Genomic DNA, 22,776 nt, shown 5'->3' with positions numbered 1-22,776 from the left:
GTTGAGCGGACCGGACCGCCAGGCGCGCATCGGCGCCGAACTACGCAGCGACCAGCCGCGCTACTTCCTGTCACTCAATGTGCGCGCGGCGGCGACCGCCAGTGAGTCCGAAGCCGAGTTCGTCCGCCGGATGCGCCGCTCCGGCCTCCTGGTGCGACCGCGCTACGCCTCCGGCCGCACCGACGTCGTCACCGGATACACGGTCGCCCAGCGACCCGAGGCCGGCGAACGGCCGATCTGGTACGGCGGCGGCAACCTGGCCCGCGACCTCAGCCTGCCGCGCTTGCGTGACGGTTGGCCCGACACGCCCACCGGCGCGAGTGAGGCGGTCGCGGAGTGGAACGCCGCAAAGCGGGGTAAGCGCGTTGTCTCGCCTGGCCGTGAGGCCCGCGAGCCGGACCCTCAGCTGTGGGAGCAGCGCAGCGCCGAGCTGCGCGCGTTGGTCGACCGGCTGCGCTCGGTGGACGTGGAGGACCGCGACACCTGGGCCACCGTCGCCCGGCAGACCGCCGGGGCGCTGGCCGCCTGGTCCAACGCGACCGAAGAGACGCCCGGTGACCTCGCCGCGGCCGCCGAAGCGCTGTCGCGCTCGGCACAGACCTACCGCCGTACCGTGCCACCCACCAGGGCCGGCACGGTGGCCATCTCGGGTGCTGCGATGCTGCTCGCCAGTGCCACCCGGGGTGGCAGGGGCGCCGTCGCCCAAGCCGCGATGATCCGCCAGCTCCTCCGGCTGACCCAGGCCGTGCACGACGCCTCCGTGGCCGCCGGCCAGGTGCGCCAGGCCCGGCTCCTGGCCGAGGACACCCGTGTCCGCCTGGTGCGGTTGCGCGACGCGTTACCGCAGCCCGTGGCGTCCACGGGGACAGCGACAGCGCAGCGGACACGGACGCTTGATCCGCAAGCCCAGGCGATGCTTGACCGGCTGAGCGCAGGCAACGCGCACGACGCGACCAAGGCCGCCTCACCACTACCCGCCAAGCTCGAACCGACCGAGCGCCGCACCACGACCAAACCGGGCGCAGAGCGCGGCCCGGAACGATGAACAAGGGGGGAGTCATCATGGCTGAGGAGACCGACGGGATCGAGGAGGCCTTCGAGGGCCAGGTCCGCATCCTCGTCACCGCCGCTGGCCAGGTCGCAGAGCGACTAGCTCGAGCCCGTGAGCAGGCGCTGCGGCGCGCCCAGGCGCACAGCGAGCAACAGGCGCGAGAGATGCAGTCCCGGCTCGAGGCCGAGCGCCGCGCCGCGCGCGTCGAGCTCGCCAGCGTGTACCGCCCCGACTGGTGGGACAGGGCCACCCCGGAGCAGGTCGGCCACGCCTGGCAGGTGGCCCGAGCGTGGGCTCACGAGGACCCCGAGGCCGTGAGGGCAGAACAGCGCTTCCGAGACGAGCTGCGCACCCGCTACGGCATCGACGCCGACAACACCGGCGCCTCACCCTCCGCAGTGCAGGCCGCGCTCCAGCGCGCCGAGCACCAACGTGCCCAAGCAGACGTCGAGCGCTCCCACGACCAGGCCGATCGCGCCGAGGCTCACCGCCTGCTGAGAGACGCGAACCACGAAGAGCGCCGCGCGGAAGAAGCCCGCGCCGGCGCTCACCACGAACCCGACCCGGATGAACGGCTACGAGCAACGGCCGAGGCCGAGCGTCGGGAAGCCGCCGCCGACCATCTGCGCGCAGATGGCCGTGCTATGTACGACAGCGCAGAGAGAAGGCGGGCCACGGCCCACGACCTCGAAGCCAAAGGCATCGACCAGAAGGTCGTCGCCACCCAGATCCGGGCAGACGTCAGTCAGGGCAGGCCGGCCACCGAGGCAGTCCGGGCCGCAACCAGGACAGCGGAGGCTCGTAAGACTCGAACACGGGGGCCACAGCGACAGCGCAGCGGCCTTGATCTGTGACCGGCCTTCCTTCCTGACTACGCGCACCGGGTGTCGCCCGTGGCCGGCCTCTGCGGTCAACCGCCGCCCTTTAGGCTCCCGCAGCCGACGCGGTGCCCTTGCCGCCCTGCTCCGGCTGCGGCCGTGGCCCGTCGAGGTGGTGGAAGATCGTCCAGTACAGGATCCCAATCATCACCCCGCCGCCGACGATGTTGCCCAGCGTGACGGGCAGCAGGTTGTCCACGAGGAACGCGTCCCAGGTGAGCCCGGCGAAGTCGCCCTGGACCAGGCCGGCCTCGGCCCAGAAGTCCGCACCGGCGGTGTACTTGATGAGCAGCCCGAGCGGGATCATGAACATGTTGGCCACCGAGTGCTCGAAGCCGGCGGCGACGAACAGCGCGATCGGCATCGTGACCGCGAGGATCTTGTCCGTCGTCGTGCGCCCGGAGTAGGCGGCCCAGATCGCCAGGCAGACCATGAGGTTGCACAGGATCCCCAGGACGAACGCCTCGAGGAACGGGTGGTTCACCTTGCCCAGCGACGTGGACAGGACGACGGCGCCCCATCCGCCGTCGGCACCGCGCCAGGTGCCGCCGAGGAAGACGAGGGCCACGATGGTCAGCGCGCCGATAAAGTTGGCGACGTAGACGACGCCCCAGTTCTTCAGCAACTGGCCCCAGGTGATACGGCCGCTCGCCCGGGCGGTGAGGGTGAGGGTGGAGGAGGTGAACAGTTCCGCGCCGGTGAGCACGACGAGCGCCAGCCCGGTGGCGAACACGACGCCGCCGATGACTCGCGCGATCCCCCACGGCAGGTCCGCGGCGCCGACCTGGCTGGTGACGAAGAAGACGAAGCCCAGGGCGATGTACCCACCGGCGGTGAGGCCGAGCAGGAAGGACTTCAGTGGCCGGCCGGTGGCCTTGGCGTAGGCGGCGTCCTCGGCGGCCTCGGCCACCTGGGCGGGGGTGAGGATTCCTTGCGCGTCCGGCATGAGACTCCTGTCGTGCGGTGGTGGGACACGGCCCGTCAGGCGAGGCGGTAATCGCCGGCGACCCGCAGCACTTCCTCGATGAGCGCCCGGTCGAGGGTGATCTCGGCCTTGTGCTTGATGTGGATTCGCGACTGGCCACCGGGGATGATCTCGGTGGCCACGCCCCCCAGGCCGCCCATGTGGTAGAGCCGGTCCTTGACGATCCGGGCGTCCTCGGCGGTGTCCATGCCGATGATGACGAAGGTGGTGTTCTCGATCTCCTGCATCCGGGGCTCCCCTAGATCCGGCCGTTGAAGGCCTGCATGGCGCCGTCCTCGCGGGTGCCGCCACGGCCGTCGCCGTACTTGGCGTAGTCGTCGATCCACTCGATCGACTTCACCCACTTGACCATCTTGTACCCGTGGTTGGACTCCACGCGCAGCCGGGCCGGCGCTCCGAGATGGATCTCCAGCGGCTTCCCGTTGCGCTCGTAGGCCAAGACCGTGTCCTCCTCCTGGACCATCTGCATGTCCAGGACGGCGTAGAACGGCTCGCGGGGACGGTGGTCGACCATCTCCTGCGCCAGTCCGTGGGAGGTGACCATGACGTAGTTGGCGCCCTCCGGGCGCGGGCCCAGGGCGTGCTCCAGCAGGTCCTTCAGCCGCACGCCGGCCCACTTGGAGGTGGCCGACCAGCCCTGCATGCAGGTGTGGATGGCGATGTACTCCGCCTTGGGCAGCCGGCGCAGGTCGTCCAGGCTGAGTTCGACCGACCGGTCATTGAGATTGTCGCGCACCTCCAGGCGCCAACCCTCCCAGTCGTCGTTGTCCCGGTACTCCAACCACTCGGGCGACTCGTCCTGGGTGGGCGGCAGACCGTTGGTCCAGTGGAACTCGGAGATGTCCTTCTCGGTGTAGGTGTTCTGCCGGCTCATCCGCGGCTTCATCCAGCCGAACGCGAGCTTACGGATCGGCTCGGTGACTCCCACGAGGAAGCGGTGGGAGCGCGGGCGGTCGGCCAGCGTGAGGTAGCTCAGCGCGATCCAGAACGCGAACACGGCCACGATCGTGAGGATCGAGACGGCGAAGGCCTGGGCGTAACGGGAGGTGTCGGTCACGCCGAAGACCATGTGCGGCAAGTTGTACTCGGGGTGAACCAGGAAGACCAGGCCCACGTGCATGATGATGAACAGCGTCATCAGCACCATGGCGATGAAGTGCAGCGACCGCGCCCCCTGGTGACCGCCCCAGAACTTCACGTACCAGGGGAAACGGGAGCGCACGGCCGGCGCCATCGCGATGCCGGTCAGGACGAGGAACGGCGTGAGGATGAAGATGACGAAGGTGTAGGCAAGCATCTGCAGCGCGTCATAGGGCTGGAAGTGCTCGATCCCGGGGGCCTCGAAGCTGAAGTACACCCGCAGCGACTCCCACGCCTCGGGAAAGACGTCCCACGACGTGGGGATGATCCGCTGCCAAAGTCCAGTCGCGAAGAGCAGCACGCTGTACACCAGACCGTTGAGCAGCCACAGCGTGGCGCTGAGCCCGTGCCAGTGCCGCCCCAGACCGATGTTCTTCTTCCCCGGCAGCGTGAAGACCGGATGAGCGGACCGCTCGTCCATGAGCGAGGTGTAGACGCCCTCCTCCCTGGGCAACTCACGCCGGGTGAACTTCAACCACTCCTTACCCGGGGCGCTGTCATTGCTCCACCACAACCGCGGCAACGACGCCAGAATCTCCCACCCACTGCGCAACAGCATGCCGATAAGGACGAAGTTCAACAGGTGGGTAGTGCGGAGCCAGGCAGGAAAATCGGGATCCATAGGACAAATGCCTCAATTCGGCGTCAACTGTCGATCGCTAGTGCTGCGCGTCACCATAACGGCGTCGTTCCCCACGAGCACCCGGAGGGCAAAGCGTCACGCAGGTTGCCCTGGCTTTCGTCTGATGCGGCTACTTGCCATCGATCAGGAGCCCCTCCCGCAGTACGAACCGCGAGCTCCACTCCCGAGAACGCACCCGCACACCGCCTGACTACCAGAGGGCTGATTCTGAGCACGTAGTGTTGGATGTGATCAAGGTTGTGATATCGCGTGGGTTCTGAGATGACGAGTATGAGGTGATCGCCATGTCAGTCACGCCAGCTCGGCCTGACCTTGCCTACGTCAACGCGGTGCGCATCCAGCCGGCACAGCTCGTCGCCGAACTACGGGACCTGTTGGGCGCCAGGCTCGTGGCGTATCTGGGTGGGGTAAAGGAGACGCGAGCGGTGCGTCAATGGGCGGAGGGGACTCGCCGGGTCTCGGCCGGGGATCTACGCCGGCTGCGTCTGGCCTACCAGGCGGCCCGGTTGCTGGCCGAACGTGACACGCCAGCTGTGGTCCAAGCCTGGTTCCAGGGGCTCAATCCCGCACTGGAGGACCGCTCCCCCGCCCGGGTGCTGCGCGAGGGCGATGTTGACGACGTCGGTCCCGCTGTACTGGCCGCCGCACGCCAGTTCGCTGCCGTCGGGTGAGGGGGCGCGCGAACGCCGTCACCGCCAGCGGTGTCCTGGTGTGTGAGGACGCCGCTGGATGCCCGGTCTGGCGAGTGGGATACGCGCCAGACCCCTGGACGTGGACGCCCTGGCAGTACGCCGAAGCAGGACGCTTCTCCGGACGCTGGGACGATCCCCATGGGATCTGGCGCAGCGTTTATGTCGGCCAGTCCGCGTTGGCGTGCTACCTCGAGGTGAATCGCCCTGGGTCTGATGGAGACTCGGACTATTGGATTGCGACCAGGGTTTGGTCGCTCCGGTTGGCAGCGTAGTACGCCTGCTCGTACTCGATGGGCGGGAGGTCATCGAGGTAGCCGTGCAGGCGCTGGGTGTTGTGCCAGTGCACCCAGCCGAGGGTGGCGAGCTCGACGTCCTCCACGTTCTTCCACGGCCCGCGCTCGGTGCGCACGGGGCCACGGATGAGTTCGGCCTTGTAGTAGCCGTTGACGGTCTCGGCCAGTGCGTTGTCATACGAGTCACCCACCGTCCCGATGGAGGGGACGGCGCCGATCTCGGCCAGGCGTTCGCCGTAGCGCAGCGAGGTGAACTGCGATCCTGCGTCGCTGTGGCAGCGCAGCCCAGGCAGCTTCGCGCCGCGGGACCAGCGGGCCATCTCGATGGCGTCCAGCACGGTCTGGGTGCGCATGTTGGACGCCACGCGCCAGCCCACGATCGCCCGGGAGAACGCGTCGATGATGAAGCAGACGTAGGCGATCCCTGCCCAGGTGGGCACGTAGGTCAGGTCGGTGACCCACAGCTGGTTCGGCTCCGAGGCGGTGAAGTCCCGGTCCACGAGGTCAGGGTGGCGGGCCGCTGCCGGCTCTGGACGCGTGGTGCGCAGCCGCGCAGTGCGCACCACCCCGGCGATTCCCTCGGCGCGCATCAAGCGCGCCACCTGGTCACGGCCGACGTCCAGTCCCTCGCGGCGGGCGGCCTTCCACAGCTTCCGGGCGCCGTAGACGCGATAGTTGGCCTCCCACAGCTGGCGCAGCCGGGGCGTCAGCTCGGCATCACGCACCGCCCTGGCCGAGGGCTGGCGGGACTTGGCGGCGTAGTAGGTGCTCGAAGCGATCTGCACGCCTGCCTGGCGCAGGGCGGTGCAGATCGGCTCGACTCCGAGCTTGCGGCCCTCCACGACGTCCTGACGGTTGTCGTCGATGAAGGCCACGATCACTTGTACTGGCGGTCGAGCTCCGCCCCGAAGAAAGACGCAGCCCGCTTCAAGATCTCGTTCGCGCGGCGTAGCTCGCGTACCTCGCGCTCCAGGGCCTTCACGCGCTCGGACTCCTCGGTGCTCACCCCAGCGACCTCGCCGGCGTCGATGTCGGCCTGCTTGACCCACATGCGCACCGATTCCGGCCCGTAGCCCAACTGGTCCGCCACCCGCTTGACCGTCCCCTGCGAGGTCCCCAGCTCGGCGCGCAGCGCACGGACCATCCGCACCGCGGCGGCCTTCTCCTCCTCGCTGTACCGACGCGTCGTCGGCCTCCCAGCGCTCTGTCCAGATGCCATGACTCCATCCTCGTTTCCAAGCTCAGGAGTCTCCACCGAACCCAGGGCGGTTCAACCACCAGGACAGTGGCGACCTGGCCCCGCATCGAGGCTGTCATCCGCGAGGACGGCACCGGCGAGGTCATCATCAACGGCACCTCTCGCCCCATCGAAACCACGCAGCCCGAGCAAGCCCGCGCCGCCATCGTCGCGGTCATCGCCGAAACTGCCGCCAAGGTCAACCGGCCCGTACGCGCCACCGCCGCCGACCAGGACGGCACCTGGCCACTGATCGTCCACCCAGACGGCACCGTCGAGGCCGACGAGGACGCCGAGGCCCCACCCCAACGTCGCTCACGCCGCCGCCAGGCAACCTCCGGCGAGCCAAACCCAGCAGCCACGCCCGAAAGCACACTTCCTGCGCCACCACCCACCACGGAGCCCGCCTCACCAGCCCCGTGGGTGCGCGAGGCACCACCAGCTGCGCACCCCAGGCGGCGCGAGCAGCGTCCGTCCTTCCTCACCAACGACCAGGGCGAAGAGCCGGCCACCACAGGCGTCCGCGGCATGCTCACCCGGATCGGGATCCGGGTAGGGCCCAGCGAGGAAGAGCGCAGCCAGCGAGCCGATGAGCAGGCCGTCAGCCAACACTGGCCCGGACCGCGCACCATCGCCATCGTCAACGGCAAGGGCGGGGCGAACAAGACCCCCTCCACCATCCTGCTGTCCGCCATCTTCGCCCGCTACGGCGGGGCGGGCGTGCTGGCGTGGGACAACAACCAGACCCGCGGCACACTCGGCTGGCGCACCGAACAAGGGCCCCACGCGGCCACCCTGCTGGAGCTGCTGCCTCAGGCCGATCGCCTGCTCGGCACCGCGGCCCAGTCCGCCGACCTGGCCCACTACGTCCACCACCAGACCCGCGACCGCTTCGACGTCCTGCGCTCCAAGCCCATGGCACTTGCCCACGAGCAGCGGGTCGAGCCTGCCGACGTCGACGCCATCCACGCCGTGGCGGCCAAGTACTACCGCCTGATCTTCATCGACTCGGGCAACGACGAGTCCGACCCCATGTGGCTGCGCATGATCGACCACGCCGACCAGATCGTCGTGGCCACCACCACCCGCGATGACCACGCCGAGGCCGGCGCCCTCTTGCTCGAAGCCCTGGCCGAACGCGACCACCGCGGAGCCGAGCTGGCCGCCGGCGCAGTGGTCATCGTCAGCCAGGCCGATCCCAAAGCCACCCCAGCCCAGGTCCAGCGCATCGCGACCGGATTCGAACCCCTCGCCCGCGAGGCCGTCACCGTCCCCTTCGATACCGCCATGGTCGACGGACTGCTGCGGCTGGGCGCGCTCAACGAGCGCACCCGTCGCGCGTGGCTCCACGCCGCCGCAGCCGTCGCCCGAGGGCTCTGAGGCCCCGCGATGACCACTGCCCCAGCCATCGCGCGACACACCGACGACGGTGCCGCCTTTCTGCAAGCACGCCTGCAAAGGTGTCCAGCATGAGTGGACGCATCGGACGGCCCAGCAAGGGCGACCGGGTCGTGCTCTACAGCCGACCCCACCGTGAGGTCCGCGCCGCCGTAGAGGCCAGCGCGGCCAAAGGGCTCCGGGCGTGAGGCCCGCGAAGGGCTGCGGTGTGGGTGAGGCGACGGAAGGGCTGCGCCGGGTGAGGTGGGGGAAGGGCGGCGCCGGGTGAGGGGTGGGAGGTCTGCGGCGGGTGAGACACACGCGAAGGACCCGGGCCGACCGGAGGAGATCCGGTCGGCCCGGGCCGAGGTGGACGTGCGGAGAGCTCAGCGGCTCCAGACGCGCACGCCTCGAGACCGCTCGCGGCGGACGTGTGCCGCTTGGGCCTCGTTGATGAGCTCCGCCGAGCGGAGCCTGTGCAGCTCGAGCCAGGTGTCCATCAGCTCTCCTCCTCTCGTGGGGTCGTGGTGGGGTGCTCGCAGGTAGGTGCGGCAGGCGCCGAGGTGCTTCTGGGCGCGCGGGGCATCGGTGTCGTCACAGGCTCCTCCCGTGACCGGGGAAGGCCGGGACGGCCGGGGTGCCGGTCGAGCGCCGGGTCGGGACCGCGCCGAGCCGGGTGAGCCTCCGGTCCAGGGCACCCTGGAGGTGCCGCGCGGTGTACGAGTCCAGGACGGGGTCCATGGGATGCCTCCTTCGGGTCGGTCGGGGGGCGCGGCGGCGCGCCGGTGCCGTGCCGCGGGGAGCGGACGGAGTGGGGAGGTGCGGGGTCGCCGTCGGCGGCGCCCCGTCTCAGGCGCGGGCCGTGCCGCGCTCTGCGACGCCGGCGGGGAAGGCCCCCGGGGCGAACGCCTCGCCGACCTCACGCACGAGCGGCACGCCGGTGGTCCGGCGCTCCGTGGCGGGGCGGTCGATGAACATGGAGACATCGCACCACCGACGGCGACCGGCGCGCAACGGATTATTCGCTCCGGGTGGTTGACTGCGGGAAAGCAACCCGGGAAGGACCCATGGACCACACCGCCCACCTGCCGACCTTCGACGACGTCGCCGCGGCCGCGCAACGCATCCTCGGCCACGCGCACCGCACCCCCGTCCTGACGTCCTCCCGGGTGGACGCCGAGCTGGGTCTGCGGGCGTACTTCAAGTGCGAGAACTTCCAGCGGGTCGGGGCGTTCAAGTTCCGGGGCGCCTTCAACGCCCTGTCCCGCTTCGACGCGGTGCAGCGCCGGGCGGGCGTCGTCGCGTACTCCTCCGGGAACCACGCCCAGGCCGTCGCGCTCGCGGCCCGGCTGCTCGACGTCCCGGCCACCATCGTCATGCCGCTCGACGCTCCGGCGAGCAAGGTCGCCGCCACGCGTGGCTACGGCGCCGAGGTGGTCACCTACGACCGGTACACCGAGGACCGGGAGGAGATCGGCCGGGCCCTGGCCGCCGAGGGTGGCCTGACACTCGTCCCGCCCTACGACCACCCCGACGTCATCGCCGGCCAGGGCACCGCCGCCAAGGAGCTCATCGAGGAGGTGGGCGAGCTCGACGTCGTCCTCACGCCGCTCGGTGGCGGCGGGCTCCTCGCCGGCACGGCCCTGAGCGTGCGGGCCCTGAGCCCCGCGGCCCGGATCCTCGGCGTCGAGCCCGCAGCCGGGGACGACGGCCGGCAGTCGCTGCGCAGCGGCCGGGTCGTGCACATCGACACGCCCGTGACCATCGCCGACGGCGCCCAGACGACCCACCTCGGCGAGCTCACCTTCCCCATCGTCCGGCGCGAGGTGGAGGACGTCCTCACCGCCTCTGACGACCATCTGGTGGACGCGATGCGCACCTTCGCGGCCACGATGAAGATCGTCGTCGAACCGACGGCGGGCCTGGGCCTCGCCGGTCTCCGCCAGATCGCCGCCGACCTCCCCGGTGCCAGGGTCGGGGTGGTCGTGTCCGGCGGCAACGTCGACCTCGACCGCTACGCCCGTCTCGTCGGGCCCGACGCGGGCCGTCAGGGCTGACCCGCCCGCACGTCGGTGGGCGTGCGCGCGTCGTAGGCTGGTGGTAGGCAGGGACCATGTCGATGGCGCAGCCCTTCCAGCCCAACCTCCACCCGGCGGACGAGGACGGCATCCCCGCGGCCGACCCCGGTACCGGGGCCCCGGAGACCGCACCGGGTTTCGGCGTCGAGGGTGAGACGCCGCGCGTGCCCGCCGACACCGAGGAGCCCGAGGACGCCGACTCCGCCGGTGGCACCGGTGCGCCCGGTGCCGCTGACGCTGCCACCGACGAGCCGCGGACGCCGGGCGTGTGAGTCGCCCCGTGGCTGCCGACGGCGCAGGTGCCGTCCGCGCCGCCGGCGGGCGGATCGCGGTCACCGGCTCGACCGGCCAGCTCGGCGGGCGGGTCGCCCGGCGGCTCGCCGACGCCGGGGTGGAGCAGCTGCTCGTGGTCCGCGACCCCGCGCGTGCCCCGGAGCTGCCCCGTACCGAGGTCCGTGCGGCCACCTACGGCGACCACGGGGCGGCCCGGGCCGCGCTCGACGGCGTCGAGACCCTCTTCATGGTCTCGGCGTCGGAGTCCCCCGACCGGGAGACCGAGCACCGGACCTTCGTCGACGCGGCGGTGGCGGCCGGCGTCCGGCGGGTGGTCTACACGTCGTACTTCGGCGCCGCGCCCGACGCGACCTTCGCCCACGCGCGCCTCCACAACGCGACGGAGCAGCACCTGAGGGCGAGCGGTGTCGCGACGGTCATCCTGCGTGACAACCTCTACGCCGACTTCCTGCCGCTCCTGGCCGGCGACGACGGGGTGATCCGCGGCCCGGCCGGTCAGGGCCGGGTGTCCGCCGTCGCCCTGGACGACGTGGCGGACGCCGCCGTCGCCGTGCTCCGCGACCCCGCCCGGCACGACGGCGCGACCTACGAGCTCACGGGTCCCGAGGCCCTCACCCTGGGCGAGGTCGCCGCCGAGCTCACCGCCCCCGGCCGCCCCGTGCGGTACCACGACGAGACGCTCGAGGAGGCGTACGCCTCCCGGGCCCACCTCGGCGCCCCGCGGTGGGAGGTGGACGCCTGGGTCAGCACCTACACGGCCATCGCGGCCGGGGAGATGGAGCGGGTCAGCGACGACGTCGCCCGGCTCACCGGCCGACCCGCGACGAGCCTTCGCGAGCTGCTCCGCCGGTCCAGTCCGGCGTCCGGGTGATCTCGAACGGGTGCGCCTCAAAGCTGCGCCACCACTCCTCGGCGCCCGGCGGGCGGCGTGACGCCTGGCTGACCATCGCCCGCAGCCGGTGCTTGAGCCCGGCGAGCTCGGTGAGGTCGGGCTCGGCGGCGACGGGCTCGGGCCGGCGCACGGTCCCCAGGCTCCACGGGACGCGCTGCCGGGCCACGTCGTCGTCCGCCTCGCGGGGGGCGAGCAGGGCGTCCTCGAGCGCCCACGCGTCCCGGCGCAGCTGGATGATGTCGCGCGTCAGCTGCTCCTCCGCGGGCGACGCCCCCTCGACGACCTCGGCGGCGCGCAACCACCCGTAGGCCATCGCGATCGCGGTGAGCCCGGGGTCGATCGTCAGGGCGTCGTGGACGTCGAGGTCGGGGGTGATGACGACGGCGCCCACCGCCCGGGCGTACTCGACCTCGTCACGCAGCTCCTCGTCGGACATGATCCCCGCGGTGGAGCGCAGCACGATGGAGAGCATGTCCTTCTGGGCGTAGCTCTCCTGCCGGGGCACGCCCGCCGGCGGGGCGACGACGGCGTAGACCTTCGTGGCGCCGAGGTGCTCGACGGCGACCTCGGTGGGCAGCGTCTCGCGCACCCCGCCGTCGACGTAGTGCTCCGAGCCCAGCCGGACCGGTGGGAAGACCGCAGGGATCGCGCACGAGGCGCGGATCGCCTCGGCGAGGTCGACGACGGGCTCGTCCGGCACCGGCTCGTTCTCCCGGTCCACGAGCCGGCCCGACTCGGTGACGTAGCGCAGCTCGCCGGACTCGAGCCCGACGACGGCGACGCGCAAGGTGACGCCCGACGTCGCCACCCGGGCGGGGTCGAACACCTCGGGGTCGAGCAGCCGGTCCACGATCGGTCCGGGCCGGTACATCGACCGGGCGTGCTCGGCACCGCGGACGATGATCTCCAGGTCCGGCCGGGCGCGGCCCACCTCGCGGATGGCGGAGATGACGTCCACGACGCTGATCGGGTTCCAGTCGCTGCCCGCCGCGGGCTCCTCCGGGGCCACCGCGGCACGCGCGCCGCCGCCGACGGGTGCGGCTGTGCGGGCGCGGCCCGGAGAGGTGGCGCCGGCGGCGGGCGAGGTGGCGCCGGTGGCGGGAGAGGCGGCACCGGCGGCCGGCGAGGCGGCACCCGCGACCGTGCTGGTGGCGGGGTCTGCCGGACCGACGCCCGGCTCGTCCCGGCCCAGGCCCAGGCGCTGCGAGGTGAGGGACGCCGCCCGGGTGAAGGACCGGCCGAGCGGGCCCTGCCGGCGCTCGCGGCGGGTGAAGGCGTTCATCAGGCCCGGGCCCCGCACGCGGAGCCTGGCGTACCAGTCGAGCTCGGTGAACATGTCCGAGTCGTCCTGCATGCCCAGCCACAGGCGCTCGAGGTGGGCCAGGGCGCGCCGTTGGCCGGCGTGGTCGCCGGACTGGGCCAGCACCGAGCCGAGAATCGCACCCGCCGAGGTGCCGCTGATGACCTGCGGGGTGATGCCGACCTCGTCGTAGAGGTAGCGCAGGGCCCCGATCTGGAAGCTCGACCGGGCGCCGGCGCCGCTGAGGACGAGGCCGACGACCTCGGGCCGGGCGCGCCAGGGCAGCTGCAGGATCCGTCGCATGGACACCAGGCTAGGAGCAGTCCCGGGCGTGGTGCCCGGGACTGCTCGCGGTGGTGTCCGACTGGTGCGCCGCCGCCGCCGTGGCGCCGCCGCCGCCGTGGCGCCGCCGCACCACCGCAGCGCCGTCAGGACGCCAGGTCGAGCGCGTCCTCCGCGACGGCGAGGACCGACCAGGTGCGGCCGTCGTCGGACGTGAGGGCGTACGCCGGCAGGAGCATGGCCGCGCCGGAGGGTGTCGTGTACTGGGCCACCCCGAGCGTCGCGCCGGTGATGGCGACCTCCTCCACCGGCCACGGCACGGGCTGCCCGGCCGTCACGGGCGCCGGCGGCTCGGTCGGGAACGCGTCGTCGGGTGCGATGTCGCTGGTCACGGTGTCGTCGGCGCCGCCCTCGGCCGCGGCGGGGTCGGGCTCACGCATGATGCTCAACGTGCCGAGGTCGCTGAAGCGCGGGTCCGTCAGGCGCTCGACGGCGCTCGCGGCGCCGATGACGGGGTAGTCGCCGAGCTCGACGAGGGGGGCCACGGGGCCGCTGAAGCTCTGCACGCCGGCGCCGGTGAGCATGATGTACCAGCTCGCGCCGGTGCGCCGGCCGTCGACGACGTGGTGGGCGAGGACCTCGGTCATCGTCGTGTCGCCGAGCGCGGTGTCGACGAGCTCGAAGTCCGCGGGGTCGAGGCCGGCGGCGGTGAGGACGTCCGCCGCCTGCGCGCGGGCGGCCTCACCCGTGGGCGCCGGTCCGAGGTCGACCGGTCCGCAGCTCTCCGCGGGCAGCGGCTCGACCATGTCGGAGGTCGCGGGATCCTCGCCGGCGGCGCCGGGCTCGGCGGAAGCGTCCGGCTCGGTGGCCGGGGCGAGCTCGGTCACGGCGCCCGGTTCGGTGCCACCCCCGACGGCGGCGCAGCGGAACGGCTCCTTCGTCGGGTCGTAGAAGCTCACCGACGTCATGCCGTCCGGGGCCACCGAGAGGGAGGGGCCGGTGCCGTCCTGGGGACCGAGCACCCAGGCCCCGAACTCCTGGCGCGGCTCGCCGGACAGCCCCACGGCGGCGCCCAGCTCCCGGACCTGGTCGGGGCCGAAGCGGGCGGTCGCGTCGTAGGCCCACGCCACGGCGCTCCCGCCGTCGTCGCTCAGGCCCTCCGACCGGAAGGTGGTGTGCCTCGAGCTGGGCGCGGGGTAGATCGCCGTCGAGGCGTCCAGCCCGCCGGACGAGGCGGCCTCGGACTGCGCGCGGTCGAGCGAGATCGCCGGCGCGGCCGACGGCGCGCCGCCCTCCGGGGCCCCGAATGTCCGCCCGAGGCCGAAGGCCCCGGCGAGGAGAGCCACCCCGGCGGCGGCGGCCCCCAGGCGGAGGCCACGACGGCGACGACGCTCGGCCAGGTCGACGACCGTCCCGCCGGTCGAGCCGGCCCGGGCCGGGTCGTCGTGCCGCGCCTCCGCCGGCGCGGCCGCCGGTGTGGCCGTCCGGCCGGCGTCGACCCGTGCGCGCAGGGCCGTGAGGTCCGGCTCGACGCCGCGGGCGGGGTCGGCGGCCCGCAGCCGGTCGATCGCGTCGTGTCGTTCGCTCATGACAACCTCCTCGGACCCGCCGCGGGTCGTCCGCGGAAACGGTCTGTCACCACGGCATGTGTGCCGACGAGGAAGGATCTTGCGCGGCGACCTCACCGGTCCCGCACGCCGTCCTCACACGATGCGCAGATTCCCTCACGCCCAGGCCGCGGCGAGGCGGGCGCGCGCCCGGGACAGCGCCGCGTCCGCACCGCCCCGGGAGATGCCGAGCACGGCGGCGAGCTCCTCACCGCCGACGCCCTCCCAGGCGTGGAGCAGCAGGATGCGGCGGTCGCGTGGGCTCAGCGTCGCCAGGGCGGCGCGCACCTCGTCGTCGGCGACGACCACGTCCGCGGGGTCGCCGTCGTCGACCTCGCCCGAGGCGTCGGCGATCGGCACGGCCGTGTGCCTGCGCCGGTGGTTCGCCAGGACGAAGCCGGCGGTGCGGTAGAGCCAGGGGAGCTCCGCGCCCTCGGGCACGTCGGCCCGGCGGCGCCAGGCCACCGTCATGACCTCGGCGGCGAGGTCCTCGGCGTCGCGGGGCGCGCGCCGGTAGAGGTAGCGGTAGACGGCCGCGGCGTGGGCACGGAACAGCGCGTCGAACCATGCCTCGTCCCGCTCGTCCACGTGCGCTCCCTCGCTCCGCCGGCCGGACCGGCCCGGTGGCGGTCCGCCGGCACTGCCCGTCCCCGGCACCTCGCGACAACGCTGCCGCGACGGTGCCCTCGCCCTTCTGTGTCGCCACCTGGCCACATCTTGCTCCCTGCCGGGACCGGCGGCCGTGAGGCTCACGGCCCGCGGGCCCGTGGAGCCGACGACACCCCGGGTTGGTGGGGCCCGGCGGGCGTGTTCTCAGCCGGTCGTGTGGTGGGTCCGGCGGGCGTTCTCAGCCGGTCGTGTGGTGGGTCCGGCGGGCGTTCTCAGCCGGTCGTGTGGTGGGTCCGGCGGGCGTTCTCAGCCGGTCGTGTGGTGGGTCCGGCGGGCGTTCTCAGCCGGTCGTGACCGCCACCGCGTCGCGGACGACGTCGGCCAGGGACCCGGTCCGGGCGAGGACCTCACGCTGGCGGGTGGCCCCGGACCCGCGGGCGAGCACCCGGTCGAGCCCGCCGTGCACCAGATCCGTGTCCCCGCTCGCCTCCAGGGCCGAGGCCACGTGGTCGACGAGCGCGGCGAGCACGTCCGCGGCCGGGGCCGGCCGGCCGGTGCGCGGGTCGACGAGGTCTGCCGAGAGCCCGTCGCGGGCCGCCTGCCAGTCCTGCAGCCGCAGGAACGCCGTCGGGGTCGCGGGTGGCGGCTCGTGGCGTGCCCACGCCTGCGCGGCGGTCTCGACAAGAGCGCGCACCAGGCCTGCGACGAGCACCGTGTCCTCGGGGTCGAGGCACACGTCCGCGACCCGGATCTCGAGCGTGGGGTAGCGGTGGGAGGGGCGGGCGTCGAAGTAGACCATCCCGGGGTCGAGCAGCACCCCCGAGCCGATCATGGCGGTCACCGCCGCGTCGTAGGCGGCCGCCGAGCCGTACAGGTCCGGCGGGCCCGCCGAGGGCCAGCGACCCATGAGCTGGCTCCGGAAGCTGTGGTAGTCGGTGTCGCGGCCCTGCCAGTAGGGCGAGTTGGCGCTCAGCGCCAGCAGCGGGGGCAGCCAGCCGCGTACCCGGTCCAGGACCCCTACCGCCTCCTGGCGGTCCGTGACGCCGACGTGCACGTGGCAGCCGCAGGCGAGGTACTCCCGGGCGGTCTCGCCGAAGCGCGCCGCCATAGCCTCGTAGCGCGGCTTCGCCACGACGAGGGGCTGGGCCGGCAGCGGGAACGTCGCGAGCGCGGCGACCTCGGCCCCGGCCGCCCGGGCCACGGTCGCGGCCCGCGCGCGCAGGGCGCGGACCTCCTCCTCGAGGGCGTCCAGAGCGGCCCGGGGCCGGGTGTCGACCTCGAGCTGCTGGCGCGTCATCTCGTGCTCGATGACCCCGCCGGGCTCGTCGCCGGGCGTCCGGCGCAGGCCGAGCGCGTCGGCGTGCCCCAGCGCCTCCGCGGCGACCGCCATCGCGGACCCGCCGTCCGGCGCGACGAGCAGCAGCTCCTCCTCCACCCCCACGGTGCGCACCAGGCCAGTGTGTCAGCGGTGCGCGTCCACCATCCGTCCGATGAGGAAGTCCCGGACGACGACGGCGGCCTCGTCCGGCCGCTCCAGCGAGGGCAGGTGCCCGGCCCACGGCAGCTCGACGAGCTCGGCGCCGGGGACGGCGGCCGTCACCGCCCGGGCGACGGCGCGGAACTCCGGCAGGTCGTGGCCGCCGGCGACGACGAGCGTCGCCGCGGTGACGGAGGCGAGGTCGACCGGCACCTCGACCGGCTCGGCCCCCCCGAGGGCCTGCAGGTCGAAGGCGCGCCGCTGCATCGCCGCGAGGAGGGTGCGGGCGTCGTCGCCGGCCTCCGGCCCGAGCCAGGTGGCCACGTTCAGCGCGACCGCACCGTCGACGTCCCCGGCCTGGAGCAGCTCGGCCTCACGCCGCCACACCAGCCGCAGGTCCGGTCCGGGTTCGAGGAGGCCGGCGGCCGGGCACACGAGCACCAGGGCGCCGACCCGCTCGGGCCGGCGGGCGGCCAGCGCGAGGGCCACGGACCCGCCGTACGACGAGCCGACGACGGCGAACCGCGTGCCCCGCCCGACGACCGCGTCCATGAGGCCCAGGACCTCGGCGGCCTCGTCGTAGTCCTCCGCCGCTGCCGGGGTCCCGCCGAACCCGGGCAGGTCGGCGCGGACCACCCGCAGCCCGGCCGCAACCAGCACGTCGCGCTGGCGGTCCCACATGCGCCGGTCGGCGACACCGGCGTGCAGGAGGAGGACGGCGGGGCCGGTCCCGGTCACGTCGTGCGCGAGGTCCACGCCACCACCGTAGAGCCCGGCGACCGGTCCCGACGTGGTCGTCGTCCCGCGGCTCCCCGCGACCGCCGGACGGTCTCGACGCGGCCGCCGCGCTGCGGGAGGATCGACCACGTGGGCGAGCCCGAGCTGGACGAGCTGATCACCGGGCTCGCCACGCGCGTCACCGGCGTCGGCGGTGTCGTCGGGGTGATGCTCGGGGGCAGTCACGCGCGCGACGAGCAGCTGCCGGGCTCCGACGTCGATCTCGGCCTGTACTACCGCGCTCCCCTCGACGTGGCGGCGCTGGGAGCGGTCGTGCGCGAGGTGGCCGGCGCCGGGGCGACGGTCAGCCGGCCGGGGGAGTGGGGGCCGTGGGTCGACGGCGGGGCGTGGCTCCGCCTCGCCGGCGGCGCCGTGGACCTCATCTACCGTGACCTCGACCGGGTGCACCGGGCCTGGTCGGACGCCCGCGGAGGCCGGTACGCCTTCCACACCCAGGCCGGTCACCCCCTGGGTGTGCCCGACTTCGCCTACGCGGGGGAGGTGGCGCTCGGCGTCGTGCTCGCCGACCCGACCGGCGAGCTCGCCGCGCTCAAGGCCGAGCTCGCGGAGTACCCGCCGGCCCTCGCCGTCGCCCTGCGCGAGGGGCTGTGGGAGGCGAGCTTCCTCGTCGACGTCGCGCACAAGGCCGTGGCCCGGCGGGACACCACCTACGTGGCGGGCTGCCTGTTCCGCGCGTTCCTCCTCTGCGCGCACGCCATCCACGGTCACGCGGGCCGGTGGCTGGTCAACGAGAAGGGCGCCATCACCGCGGCGGACCGGCTGCCCGGCGCCCCCGAGGGGTTCTCGGCGCGCTGCCACGGCGTCCTCGCCGAGCTCGGCACGGGCACCGAGACGCTCGAGCAGGCCCTCGACACCGCGACCGTGGTGGTCCGCGACGTCGTCAAGAACGTCCACCGCCGCAGCCGGTAGCGCGTGCGGCGCGCTGCGCCACGAGGTGCCGCGCGACTCGCGGTGCAGTGCCACGAGGTGCCGTGCGACTCGCGGTGCAGTGCCTCGACGTGCCGTGCGACTCGCGGCGCGGTACGGGACCGGCTCAGCCTGCGGCGTCGTAGGCCGCGCGCAGCCAGCCGCGCACCTCGTCGTCGATCTCGGCCGGCGAGTGCACCTCGAGGTGGTGCATCCACAGGTGCGCCGGCCTGACCGACTCCTTGAACCTCGGGGAGTCCGACCGCTCGGGGGCGGCCACCGACAGCACCGCCGGCACGTCGGAGCGCAGGTACCGGTCGGGCCGCCAGAGGTAGGCGAAGCCGCGGCGACGGCGGAACGCCACCTGGCTGCGGGAGACCCGCACCTCGTGCGGGCCCAGGGCGGCGACGGCGGCGGCCACGGCGTCGTGGATCTCCTGGCCGGTCGCCGAGCCGGCGAAGAGCTCCTCGGGCGTGCGCGGGTCGGCCGGGAGGCCGGGGGAGCCGTGGCTCACGGTCGGAGCATGACCTTGACCGCCTCACGGCGGTCCATCGCCTCGTACGCCCGGGCGACCTCGGTGAGCGGCAGGCTGAGGTCGAAGACGAGGCCGGGCTCGATCGAGCCGGCCAGCACCTCCGGCAGGAGCTCGTCGAGGTACGCGCGCACGGGGGCGACGCCGCCGGCGAGGGCGATGTTGTTCCCGAACAGCGGGCGCAGGGAGAGGTGCGGGATCCCGTTGGGGACCCCGACGTAGCCGACGGTGCCGCCGGGCCGGGTCGCCGCGATCGCCTGCTCCATGGCGTCGAGGTTGCCGACGGCCTCGAGGACGACGTCGGCGCCTCCGCCGAGCAGGTCGCGCAGCTCGGCGACGCCCTCGTCCCCGCGGGCGGCGACGACGTCGTCGGCCCCGAAGCGCCGCGCCAGGGCCTGCCGGTCGGGGTGCCGGGAGAAGGCGACCACGCGCTCGGCCCCGAGGCGGCGGGCGGCGATGACGGCGCAGAGCCCGACGGCGCCGTCGCCCACGACGGCAACGGTCGAGCCGGGGCGGACGCCGCCACGTGCGGCGGCATGGTGACCGGTGCCCATGACGTCGGTGAGGGTCAGGACGGAGGGCAGGAGGTCCTCGGAGGGGGCCTCGGGGAGGGCGACGAGGGTGCCGTCGGCGAGCGGCACCCGGACCGCCTCGCCCTGGCCGCCGTCGACCATGTTCCCCTCGCGGTCGGGGCCGGCCCAGTAGCCGCCGACGACGCACGAGGTCTGGACGTCGTTGCGGCAGCTCGCGCACACCCCGCAGCTGTACGCGAACGGCGCGACGACGAAGTCGCCCGGGCGGACCGTCCCGACCTCCGACCCGACCTCCTCGACGACCCCGACGAACTCGTGGCCGATGCGGGAGGGGTCGGCCACCGGGACGACCCCGCGGTAGCGCCACAGGTCCGACCCGCACACGCAGGCGGCGGTGACCCGCACCACCGCGTCGGTGGGGCGGAGGATCCGCGGGTCCGGGACGTCCTCGAGGCGGATGTCGAAGGGGGCGTGGATGGTGGTCGCGAGCACGCCGCGATCGTACGCGCGGGGAGGCCGGGGATACGCTGGGCCCCACCGTCACTGGAGGCCACGATGAGCGAGCAGCCGGGTCACGACCCCCGTTACGACGAGCCCGTCCTCCTCGAGGAGGACGAGACCATCCCCCCGCGCCCCGAGGAGGAGGCCGCCGACCTGCTGCGCGCCGAGCCCGACCCGCACGCGTGAGGCAGGTGCGCCGGGCCGTCTGGCTCCTCGTGCCGGCGCTGGCGCTCGGCGCGTGCGCACCCTCCGGCCCCGGGACGGCCGTCCCGACAGCGACGAGCGCGGCGACCGCGGGGACCGGTGAGGCGACCGCGGTGCCGAGTGCGGGCGCCTCCACCGAGCCGCCCACCGCCACGAGCGACGACGCGCCGGACGGGCCCGTCGTCCTCGCGAGCGGCCTGCACGTGCCGTGGGGGCTCGCGCTGCTCCCGGACGGCTCGGCACTGGTGACGCTGCGCGACCGGGGGGAGGTGCTGCGCGTGCGCGAGGGGGCCGAGCCGGTCTCCCTGGGCGAGGTGCCGGGTGTCTTCCCGGGCGGCGAGGGCGGCCTCCTCGGTGTCGCCGTCGCGCCCGGCGACGATGACGCGGACCTGCTCGTCTACCTCTACCTCACCACCCAGCGGGACAACCGGGTGCTCCGGATGCGGCTGGAGGGCGACGCCCTGGTCGAGGACCGGGTGATCCTCGAGGGGATCCCGCGCGGGCAGAACCACAACGGCGGGCGGCTCGCCTTCGGCCCCGACGGCTACCTCTACGTCAGCACCGGTGACGCCGGCCAGGCCCGCCACGCCCAGGACCCGGCGTCGCTCGGCGGGAAGATCCTGCGGGTCGACGGCGACGGCGGCGTCCCGCCCGACAACCCCGACCCCGGCTCGCCGGTGTGGTCCCTCGGGCACCGCAACGTCCAGGGCCTGGCCTGGGCGCCGGACGGACGGCTGTTCGCCTCCGAGTTCGGGCAGAACACGTGGGACGAGCTCAACCTCATCACCAGGGGTGGGAACTACGGGTGGCCGACCGTCGAGGGGATCGGCGGGCAGGCGGGCTTCACCGACCCTCTCGTACAGTGGCCGACGGCGGACGCCTCACCCAGCGGCATCGCCGTGGCCGACGACGCCGTGTGGCTCGCCGCACTGCGTGGGGAGTCGCTGTGGCGGGTCCCCGTCGACGGCGGCGATGAGGCGGTCGGCGAGCCCGAGCGGCTGCTCGAGGGCGAGTACGGCCGGCTGCGCACCGTCGTGGCGGACGGCGACGGCCGGCTGTGGCTGCTGACGTCGAACACCTTCCGCGGCGAACCGGCGCCCGACGACGACCGGCTGGTCCGGCTGGACCCCGCCGGTCTGCCGTGAGCCGAGCCGCGCCGGGCCCGCCGGGCCCCATCGTGGCCGGCCGGGCCTGGCCGCGGACGCCCCGGACTGGCCGGCCGGCGCTGGTCCAGGCTGGCAGGCCGACCGGTGGGGTGGGCTACCGGCGGTGGGTCCCGGCCCGCTCGTCGTCGCCGGTCCGGTGGCCGTTGTCGCCGTCGTCCGTGTTCTGGCCGTCGGTCCGGCCGGCGGACTCACGAATGGCGCGGGCCTTGGCGAGGCTCTCCTCCTCCTTCGCAGCCTTCTTCTTGATCGCCGTGTCGTCGCGCACGGGAAGCTTGATCTCCTCCTCGGCCGGGATGCCCGCCTGGAGCTGACGGCCGCGCTCCAGCTCGGCGTCGACCTCGGCGCCGAAGAGCAGGGCGACGTTCATGATCCAGAGCCACAGCAGGAAGATGATGACGCCGGCGAGGGCGCCGTACGTTGCCTGGTAGCTCTCGCCCCCGCCCGCCCAGCTGAGGTACAGGCCGAAGCCGATGGACGCCAGGATGGCCACGACGATGGCGATGACGGCGCCGATGCTGATCCAGCGGAACTTCGGCTGCCTGATGTTGGGCGTGAAGTAGTACAGCAGGGCGACGATCACGATGATCGCGAGCAGGATGACGGGCCATTTCGCGATGTTCCAGACGGTGAGTGCGGTGGCGCCCAGTCCGATGGCGTCTCCGATCGCCTGGGCCACCGGGCCGGACACCACGAGCAGGAGGCCGACGAGTGCGACGAGCACGAGCAGGACGAGGGTGAGGAGGTACATGACCGGGCGGAGCTTCCAGAACGGCCGCCCCTCCTCGACCTCGTAGATGCGGTTGGTCGCGCGGGAGAACGCGTTGACGTAGTTCGACGCCGTCCACAGGGCCGTGAGGAGACCGAGGACGAGGCCGAGGCCGGCGCCCTGGTTCGAGGCGAGGTCGCTCACGATCGGCTGGAGCTGTTCCATGGCGTCCGCCGGGACGAACGAGCCCATGATGTCGAGGAGCCGGTTTGTCGTCGACTCCGCCTCCCCCACGAGGCCGAGGATGGACACCAGCGCAATGAGTGCGGGGAAGATGGAGAGCACCGCGTAGTACGTCAGCGCGGCGGCGAGGTCGGGCGACTGGTCCTTGACGAACTCCTTGGCGCTCCTGCCGGCGATGTACTTCCACGACGGCTTGCGGATGTCGCTCGGTGAGTCCGGCTTGGCCGGGTGGTCCTCGTGCGGACGGCTCTTCTGGTCGGTCGCCATGGTCTCTCCTGCCGGACGGGGACCCCCTGGAGATCCCTGCTGACGTCTCGATGTTTACGGTGTCTGCCAGCAAGCGTGTGCTGTG

At 73.3% G+C, this 22,776-nt stretch carries 24 protein-coding genes and 1 other annotated feature; of the genes, 10 read left to right on the top strand and 14 right to left on the bottom strand.

The genetic code is table 11. The features are described 5' to 3' along the window. Window position 1 precedes the first annotated feature (1 nt). Together AAEM63_RS18195 and AAEM63_RS18190 are read left to right on the top strand one after the other, a co-directional pair. Window positions 2–1,045 carry a hypothetical protein gene (locus tag AAEM63_RS18195; protein ID WP_341359620.1) on the top strand — a complete coding sequence of 348 codons (1,044 nt, stop codon included), beginning with the start codon at window positions 2–4 and terminating at the stop codon, window positions 1,043–1,045. A 17-nt stretch (window positions 1,046–1,062) separates the two neighbouring features. After that, on the top strand, window positions 1,063–1,905 hold the full coding sequence (locus AAEM63_RS18190; protein WP_341359619.1) for a hypothetical protein: 843 nt from the start codon (window positions 1,063–1,065) through the stop codon (window positions 1,903–1,905). A gap of 70 nt (window positions 1,906–1,975) precedes the next feature. On the opposite strand, the gene focA is transcribed toward AAEM63_RS18190, so the two are convergent. The 3 genes from focA to AAEM63_RS18175 are packed head-to-tail and all read right to left on the bottom strand — an operon-like array spanning window position 1,976 to window position 4,676. After that, the gene (focA, locus tag AAEM63_RS18185; RefSeq protein WP_341359618.1) at window positions 1,976–2,875 is read right to left on the bottom strand and encodes a formate transporter FocA; all 900 of its coding nucleotides are present in this window, start codon (window positions 2,873–2,875) and stop codon (window positions 1,976–1,978) included. A gap of 35 nt (window positions 2,876–2,910) precedes the next feature. Then, the gene (locus AAEM63_RS18180) at window positions 2,911–3,141 is read right to left on the bottom strand and encodes a hypothetical protein (protein WP_341359617.1); all 231 of its coding nucleotides are present in this window, start codon (window positions 3,139–3,141) and stop codon (window positions 2,911–2,913) included. 11 nt (window positions 3,142–3,152) lie between these two features. After that, window positions 3,153–4,676: a molybdopterin-dependent oxidoreductase gene (locus AAEM63_RS18175; protein ID WP_341359616.1), complete on the bottom strand. Its 1,524-nt coding sequence runs from the start codon at window positions 4,674–4,676 to the stop codon at window positions 3,153–3,155. Window positions 4,677–4,981: 305 nt separating this feature from the next. On the opposite strand from AAEM63_RS18175, the gene AAEM63_RS18170 reads away from it, so the two are divergent. Beyond that, window positions 4,982–5,368 carry a hypothetical protein gene (locus AAEM63_RS18170; RefSeq protein ID WP_341361406.1) on the top strand — a complete coding sequence of 129 codons (387 nt, stop codon included), beginning with the start codon at window positions 4,982–4,984 and terminating at the stop codon, window positions 5,366–5,368. A gap of 247 nt (window positions 5,369–5,615) precedes the next feature. On the opposite strand, the gene AAEM63_RS18165 is transcribed toward AAEM63_RS18170, so the two are convergent. Beyond that, window positions 5,616–6,901, bottom strand: a protein-coding gene (locus AAEM63_RS18165; RefSeq protein ID WP_341359615.1) for an IS3 family transposase whose coding sequence is annotated in 2 segments (ribosomal slippage) — window positions 5,616–6,598 and window positions 6,598–6,901 — 1,287 coding nt in all. Because the reading frame shifts where the segments join, the coding sequence is not laid out codon by codon here. Continuing rightward, window positions 6,453–6,602: a sequence feature (AL1L pseudoknot), on the bottom strand. It overlaps the preceding gene by 150 nt. A gap of 66 nt (window positions 6,902–6,967) precedes the next feature. On the opposite strand from AAEM63_RS18165, the gene AAEM63_RS18160 reads away from it, so the two are divergent. Next, a complete protein-coding gene (locus AAEM63_RS18160) occupies window positions 6,968–8,299 on the top strand; it encodes an ATPase (RefSeq protein WP_341359614.1) in 1,332 nt (443 codons plus the stop codon). Between the two features lie 591 nt (window positions 8,300–8,890). Here AAEM63_RS18160 and AAEM63_RS18155 read toward each other — a convergent pair. Then, window positions 8,891–9,037 carry a hypothetical protein gene (locus AAEM63_RS18155; protein ID WP_341359613.1) on the bottom strand — a complete coding sequence of 49 codons (147 nt, stop codon included), beginning with the start codon at window positions 9,035–9,037 and terminating at the stop codon, window positions 8,891–8,893. Between the two features lie 108 nt (window positions 9,038–9,145). Continuing rightward, window positions 9,146–9,274, bottom strand: a complete 129-nt coding sequence (locus tag AAEM63_RS18150; protein WP_341359612.1) for a hypothetical protein — start codon at window positions 9,272–9,274, stop codon at window positions 9,146–9,148. A gap of 89 nt (window positions 9,275–9,363) precedes the next feature. Between AAEM63_RS18150 and AAEM63_RS18145 the strand changes: the two genes are divergently transcribed. The 3 genes from AAEM63_RS18145 (at window position 9,364) to AAEM63_RS18135 (ending at window position 11,539) form a co-directional block, all read left to right on the top strand. Continuing rightward, window positions 9,364–10,353, top strand: a complete 990-nt coding sequence (locus tag AAEM63_RS18145; RefSeq protein WP_341359611.1) for a threo-3-hydroxy-L-aspartate ammonia-lyase — start codon at window positions 9,364–9,366, stop codon at window positions 10,351–10,353. 62 nt (window positions 10,354–10,415) lie between these two features. Beyond that, the gene (locus AAEM63_RS18140) at window positions 10,416–10,646 is read left to right on the top strand and encodes a hypothetical protein (protein ID WP_341359610.1); all 231 of its coding nucleotides are present in this window, start codon (window positions 10,416–10,418) and stop codon (window positions 10,644–10,646) included. Next, window positions 10,643–11,539: an SDR family oxidoreductase gene (locus AAEM63_RS18135; RefSeq protein ID WP_341359609.1), complete on the top strand. Its 897-nt coding sequence runs from the start codon at window positions 10,643–10,645 to the stop codon at window positions 11,537–11,539. Before AAEM63_RS18140 ends, AAEM63_RS18135 begins: the two co-directional genes overlap by 4 nt. Here the strand turns inward: AAEM63_RS18135 and AAEM63_RS18130 are convergent. The 5 genes from AAEM63_RS18130 to AAEM63_RS18110 all read right to left on the bottom strand — a co-directional run bounded on the left by AAEM63_RS18130 (window position 11,475) and on the right by AAEM63_RS18110 (window position 17,591). Continuing rightward, on the bottom strand, window positions 11,475–13,163 hold the full coding sequence (locus AAEM63_RS18130) for a patatin-like phospholipase family protein (RefSeq protein ID WP_341359608.1): 1,689 nt from the start codon (window positions 13,161–13,163) through the stop codon (window positions 11,475–11,477). The two genes, AAEM63_RS18135 and AAEM63_RS18130, sit on opposite strands and share 65 nt — an antisense overlap. 125 nt (window positions 13,164–13,288) lie before the next feature. Next, entirely contained in the window at window positions 13,289–14,731 is a 1,443-nt protein-coding gene (locus tag AAEM63_RS18125) for a hypothetical protein (RefSeq protein ID WP_341359607.1), read from the bottom strand. 135 nt (window positions 14,732–14,866) lie between these two features. Next, complete coding sequence (locus tag AAEM63_RS18120; protein ID WP_341359606.1) at window positions 14,867–15,337, bottom strand: sigma-70 family RNA polymerase sigma factor; 471 nt, start codon at window positions 15,335–15,337, stop codon at window positions 14,867–14,869. A gap of 361 nt (window positions 15,338–15,698) precedes the next feature. Beyond that, complete coding sequence (locus AAEM63_RS18115; RefSeq protein WP_341359605.1) at window positions 15,699–16,808, bottom strand: glutamate--cysteine ligase; 1,110 nt, start codon at window positions 16,806–16,808, stop codon at window positions 15,699–15,701. Window positions 16,809–16,820: 12 nt separating this feature from the next. After that, a complete protein-coding gene (locus AAEM63_RS18110; RefSeq protein ID WP_341359604.1) occupies window positions 16,821–17,591 on the bottom strand; it encodes an alpha/beta fold hydrolase in 771 nt (256 codons plus the stop codon). 111 nt (window positions 17,592–17,702) lie between these two features. Here AAEM63_RS18110 and AAEM63_RS18105 point away from each other — a divergent pair, with 111 nt between their 5' ends. Then, entirely contained in the window at window positions 17,703–18,542 is an 840-nt protein-coding gene (locus AAEM63_RS18105; protein WP_341359603.1) for a nucleotidyltransferase domain-containing protein, read from the top strand. Between the two features lie 124 nt (window positions 18,543–18,666). Here the strand turns inward: AAEM63_RS18105 and AAEM63_RS18100 are convergent, their stop codons facing one another. Together AAEM63_RS18100 and AAEM63_RS18095 are read right to left on the bottom strand one after the other, a co-directional pair. Continuing rightward, window positions 18,667–19,053 (bottom strand): DUF5655 domain-containing protein, encoded by a 387-nt coding sequence (locus tag AAEM63_RS18100; RefSeq protein ID WP_341359602.1) that lies wholly within the window; start codon window positions 19,051–19,053, stop codon window positions 18,667–18,669. Beyond that, on the bottom strand, window positions 19,050–20,096 hold the full coding sequence (locus AAEM63_RS18095) for a zinc-dependent alcohol dehydrogenase family protein (protein ID WP_341359601.1): 1,047 nt from the start codon (window positions 20,094–20,096) through the stop codon (window positions 19,050–19,052). The genes AAEM63_RS18100 and AAEM63_RS18095 overlap by 4 nt, the downstream gene beginning before the upstream one ends. Before the next feature lie 63 nt (window positions 20,097–20,159). Here AAEM63_RS18095 and AAEM63_RS18090 point away from each other — a divergent pair, with 63 nt between their 5' ends. Both AAEM63_RS18090 and AAEM63_RS18085 read left to right on the top strand, forming a co-directional pair. Further along, on the top strand, window positions 20,160–20,291 hold the full coding sequence (locus AAEM63_RS18090) for a hypothetical protein (protein WP_341359600.1): 132 nt from the start codon (window positions 20,160–20,162) through the stop codon (window positions 20,289–20,291). Window positions 20,292–20,296: 5 nt separating this feature from the next. Then, window positions 20,297–21,454, top strand: a complete 1,158-nt coding sequence (locus tag AAEM63_RS18085) for a PQQ-dependent sugar dehydrogenase (RefSeq protein ID WP_341359599.1) — start codon at window positions 20,297–20,299, stop codon at window positions 21,452–21,454. 115 nt (window positions 21,455–21,569) lie between these two features. Here AAEM63_RS18085 and AAEM63_RS18080 read toward each other — a convergent pair whose 3' ends face one another. Then, a complete protein-coding gene (locus AAEM63_RS18080) occupies window positions 21,570–22,691 on the bottom strand; it encodes a YihY/virulence factor BrkB family protein (RefSeq protein WP_341359598.1) in 1,122 nt (373 codons plus the stop codon). Window positions 22,692–22,776: the final 85 nt, after the last annotated feature.

The sequence above is a fragment of the Georgenia sp. M64 genome, from assembly GCF_038049925.1.
GTDB lineage: Bacteria > Actinomycetota > Actinomycetes > Actinomycetales > Actinomycetaceae > Georgenia.
This window is presented reverse-complemented; position numbering and strand designations above follow the sequence as displayed.

Excerpts from the sequence above, each read along its gene's own strand:
- AAEM63_RS18190 (WP_341359619.1), top strand. The coding sequence starts at position 1,063 with ATGGCTGAGGAGACCGACGGGATCGAGGAGGCCTTCGAGGGCCAGGTC.
- focA (WP_341359618.1), bottom strand. The coding sequence starts at position 2,875 with ATGCCGGACGCGCAAGGAATCCTCACCCCCGCCCAGGTGGCCGAGGCC.
- AAEM63_RS18180 (WP_341359617.1), bottom strand. The coding sequence starts at position 3,141 with ATGCAGGAGATCGAGAACACCACCTTCGTCATCATCGGCATGGACACC.
- AAEM63_RS18175 (WP_341359616.1), bottom strand. The coding sequence starts at position 4,676 with ATGGATCCCGATTTTCCTGCCTGGCTCCGCACTACCCACCTGTTGAAC.
- AAEM63_RS18170 (WP_341361406.1), top strand. The coding sequence starts at position 4,982 with ATGTCAGTCACGCCAGCTCGGCCTGACCTTGCCTACGTCAACGCGGTG.
- AAEM63_RS18155 (WP_341359613.1), bottom strand. The coding sequence starts at position 9,037 with ATGGACCCCGTCCTGGACTCGTACACCGCGCGGCACCTCCAGGGTGCC.
- AAEM63_RS18150 (WP_341359612.1), bottom strand. The coding sequence starts at position 9,274 with ATGTTCATCGACCGCCCCGCCACGGAGCGCCGGACCACCGGCGTGCCG.
- AAEM63_RS18145 (WP_341359611.1), top strand. The coding sequence starts at position 9,364 with ATGGACCACACCGCCCACCTGCCGACCTTCGACGACGTCGCCGCGGCC.
- AAEM63_RS18140 (WP_341359610.1), top strand. The coding sequence starts at position 10,416 with ATGGCGCAGCCCTTCCAGCCCAACCTCCACCCGGCGGACGAGGACGGC.
- AAEM63_RS18130 (WP_341359608.1), bottom strand. The coding sequence starts at position 13,163 with ATGCGACGGATCCTGCAGCTGCCCTGGCGCGCCCGGCCCGAGGTCGTC.
- AAEM63_RS18125 (WP_341359607.1), bottom strand. The coding sequence starts at position 14,731 with ATGAGCGAACGACACGACGCGATCGACCGGCTGCGGGCCGCCGACCCC.
- AAEM63_RS18090 (WP_341359600.1), top strand. The coding sequence starts at position 20,160 with ATGAGCGAGCAGCCGGGTCACGACCCCCGTTACGACGAGCCCGTCCTC.
- AAEM63_RS18080 (WP_341359598.1), bottom strand. The coding sequence starts at position 22,691 with ATGGCGACCGACCAGAAGAGCCGTCCGCACGAGGACCACCCGGCCAAG.